General features: G+C 34.3%; 2 protein-coding genes and 2 pseudogenes. 3 read left to right on the forward strand and 1 reads right to left on the reverse strand.

The genetic code is table 11. The annotated features are described in order from the left end of the window. Window positions 1-273: 273 nt before the first annotated feature. Window positions 274-438: pseudogene (locus F6K22_RS35745) on the reverse strand (IS630-like element ISMae24 family transposase); the annotation flags it as partial. A gap of 339 nt (window positions 439-777) precedes the next feature. Between F6K22_RS35745 and F6K22_RS35750 the strand changes: the two are divergent. The 3 genes and pseudogenes from F6K22_RS35750 to F6K22_RS35760 all read left to right on the forward strand — a co-directional run. Beyond that, window positions 778-2,190, forward strand: a complete 1,413-nt coding sequence (locus F6K22_RS35750) for an ArnT family glycosyltransferase (RefSeq protein WP_293109335.1) — start codon at window positions 778-780, stop codon at window positions 2,188-2,190. Window positions 2,191-2,411: 221 nt separating this feature from the next. Beyond that, the gene (gene rpsB, locus F6K22_RS35755) at window positions 2,412-3,230 is read left to right on the forward strand and encodes a 30S ribosomal protein S2 (protein ID WP_293109337.1); all 819 of its coding nucleotides are present in this window, start codon (window positions 2,412-2,414) and stop codon (window positions 3,228-3,230) included. Between the two features lie 162 nt (window positions 3,231-3,392). Then, window positions 3,393-3,570: pseudogene (locus F6K22_RS35760) on the forward strand (elongation factor Ts); the annotation flags it as partial.

Here is a 3,570-nt window from a genome sequence, read left to right on the forward strand (position 1 = left end):
TCGGAGCAAAACGCGTAGCGTCCCGGAGGGAACGGAGACCTCGCCATCCCATCCTAACGGACTGCGAGCAATTCATGTCGCGAAGCGTTAACGAAGTTGTGCGTTAGCTAAACGACCGCTTTTTTATCCACGGCGAGTGAGAGGCTTTAAACCTTTATTTTTCGGTAAATATTAAGAGGCTGAATGATTTGCAATACAAGATTTTTTTCAGTTATAGTTAGGGGAAGTCTAAGTTAATTAAAGCTAGTTTAAATAAGAGTTTGAGATAAGCACCTACACAAAATTAATTACATATTCTTTTCCAAAATTTTCGAGCACTTTTTTGAGATATTTTTTTAAGCTACTCCAACTTTCATAAGCATTAACTTCAATCCACTCATACTTGATAAACTTCCACAATATTTCAATTAAGTTTTCCTTCGGTGAGTAGGTAGGCAACTAAAATATTTATAACTTTTTCTCTTTCCATTATTCTAGTTTTTCAATGATTTTCTCTGTGGTGATGAATTAGAAAGTCTACTTGTCTATCCCTTTCATAAAATTATGGAACAGCAGGAATTTGTTCAGGAGTTAACCTGTTTTCACTGGTAGCTGAAAACTAGGAGTGCTTAATTATCACTAATTATCCGGATATAATATTAGATATGTGTAATTAATTTTGTATACCTGCTTAAGTTTACGAATAAAATTTATAACTAAAAAGTGATAATTAAACGAAAAGTATTTTACATATTTTTGCTTCTACTGTATCTAGTATTAGCAATTATCATAGTACCTATGATTGTTCCTTTAAAGGAGGAATTCCAACTCAATTTTGATGAAGGGCTTGAATTAATGAGGGCTTCACTTTATATGCAAGGTTACTCACCGCATATCGAGATTTGGAGCGATCATCCTTTCCTTTTTACAGCAATGCTTTCATTCTGGTTCAGCATAGTTGGAAAATCTGTTTTTTTCGCGCGCCTTTTGACCATAATTTTTTCAGCATTACTAATATGGTTTTTCTTTGAAACTATTCGTATTTCTTTGGGAATATTCCCTGCTCTTATTGGAGCAATATCATTGGCTGCTTCATCAGGGTTTATCAGATTTAGTAGTGCTGTTATGATCGGAATTCCTTCATTATCTTTAACCGTAATTTCTATCTACTTTTTATTTCTTTACAAAAAGAGTAAACAAAAATATTTATTGATTATTTCTGGTGTTCTTTTTGCATTGTCTTTGCAAATCAAATTTTTGACAGTTTTTTTAATCCCAATTATTTTACTTTTTATCTTTGATGTGAAGAAAATTAATTTTGAATCAATTCAGAAGTTAAGAAGTAGATTTATTTATCCTTTATTGCTTTGGATAATAAGTTTAGTTGTTATTTTTTTGATTTTTTCATTATTATTTAATGCGTTAAGCTATGAACAGCTTTTTGGTACTCATTTTGGAGAGGAGATTAAAACGGCATTTCCCATCAAAGATGGTTTTGAAAGGCTAAGTAAAGTCATCATCAATAAAGATTACGATCTATTTTATTTAGCTATTTTCGGTATATTTGTAGTTTTTGTGAGTCATCGATGGGAAGGTCTATTTACAGTTGCATGGCTAGGAGCAGGAACATTGCTTCTTTTAAATCATCAACCAGTATGGCCACATCATTATTGTCTCATTTCTATTCCTATGGCTTGGTTGGCAGCTTATGCATCTGTTCCATTATTTGACCTTTTTAAAGAACGAGAATTTAGATTAGGAAATTTTAGATTAGGAAATTATTTTTGGGCAACTATTTCATTAATTTTAATCATATTTGCATTATTGACACTCAAACCTAAAGTTTCAAAAGATATTCCTAGTCTTCAAACAAACTATGAATCAGAATTTGCAGTTGTAAATCGTCTACTAGAACATAAAAATTCAACAAAATGGCTATTTACAGATGTTCCAATTTATGGCTTTTATTCAGATTTACTTGTTCCTCCGGAAATTGCGGTTTTCTCTACTAAGCGAATAAAGACAGGGCAACTGACTCAAGATGAGATATATGAATTACTGGTAAAATACCGCCCTGAACAAATTTTAATCGGTAGATTTAAGGGTTTTATTTATACATCTACTGATGTTTACTCATACATAAACAAATTCTATTCAAAAAGCAATGATATTTCTGTTGTCGAGCACTATGTTTTAAAGTCCTTAAAATAAGCTCTTTTTTGAAAGTCGTTACGATCTGGGTAAATTAACAAATTGGCCAAGCAATCATTAAGTTTCTTCAGATTGCTCTGTTAGTAGTATTGGTAGGAATGTATATGGTAAGCTAGAAAAGTTGTCAAAAATCGCACATCTGGGTAATCGGGTGTTCTACAGATTTTTAATCTGTGGGAATACACCTGGATGGAGGATTAACCCGAATAGGAGATGAAAATATGCCAGTTGTTAGTTTGGCTCAATTACTAGAGTCAGGAGTTCACTTTGGACATCAGACCCGTCGCTGGAACCCACGAATGTCCCAGTATATTTTTACTGAGCGTAATGGCGTTCATATTATTGACCTGGTTCAAACAGCTCAATTAATGGATGAGGCTTACAATTATATTAGAACGGCTTCAGAACAAGGGAAAAAATTTTTATTTGTTGGTACAAAGCGTCAAGCCGCTGGTATTATTGCTCAAGAAGCTACGAGATGCGGAGGTTATTACATTAACCAACGTTGGTTAGGTGGAATGCTAACTAACTGGACTACTATTAAGACTCGTGTAGAAAGATTGAAAGACCTGGAGCGTCGTGAGGAAAGTGGAGCACTAGATTTATTGCCAAAAAAAGAAGCTTCAGTGCTTCGTCGTGAAATGGCTAAACTACAAAAATATCTGGGTGGGATTAAAAATATGCGTCGCCTCCCGGATGGGGTAATTATGGTGGATCAGCGACGAGAGTATAATGCTGTTCAGGAATGTCAAAAGTTGGATATTCCGATTGTATCCTTGTTAGATACAAATTGTGACCCTACTCAAGTAGATATTCCGATTCCCGCAAATGATGATGCGATTAGGTCAATTAAACTTATATTGGGTAAGTTGGCTGATGCTATTTATGAAGGTCGTCATGGTCAACTCGAAACAGACTATCAAGAAGACTATGAAGATTACGAAGATTATGAAGATTATGAAGATGGAGCTGAAGGAGATTTTGATCTAGATGATACTAATGAAGAGGAATCATCACAGGAAAATCAGGAAGAAGAATAATAAACTCCAGCAGCATTGTTGAGTAGCACAGGTGGGATTTTTAGGAATAAAATACGGCGTAAATTATTTCTAAAAAGCCTATCTGAAATAAGGAAACTAAAGTATGATTAATTCGTAAATAATGACATTGTACTAAAACTAAAATTGGGAAGGAAATTAAAGATGGCGGAAATATCTGCAAAGTTGGTTAAAGAGTTGCGCGAACAAACAGGCGCAGGTATGATGGACTGTAAAAAGGCCCTGAAAGAAAATGATGGCGATATTACTAAAGCTACAGAATGGCTGAGACAAAAAGGTATTGCTTCTGCTGGAAAACTTGAGGGTAAAGTAGCAGCAGAGG

The organism is Okeania sp. SIO2F4 (assembly GCF_010672385.1).
Lineage (GTDB): Bacteria > Cyanobacteriota > Cyanobacteriia > Cyanobacteriales > Microcoleaceae > Trichodesmium.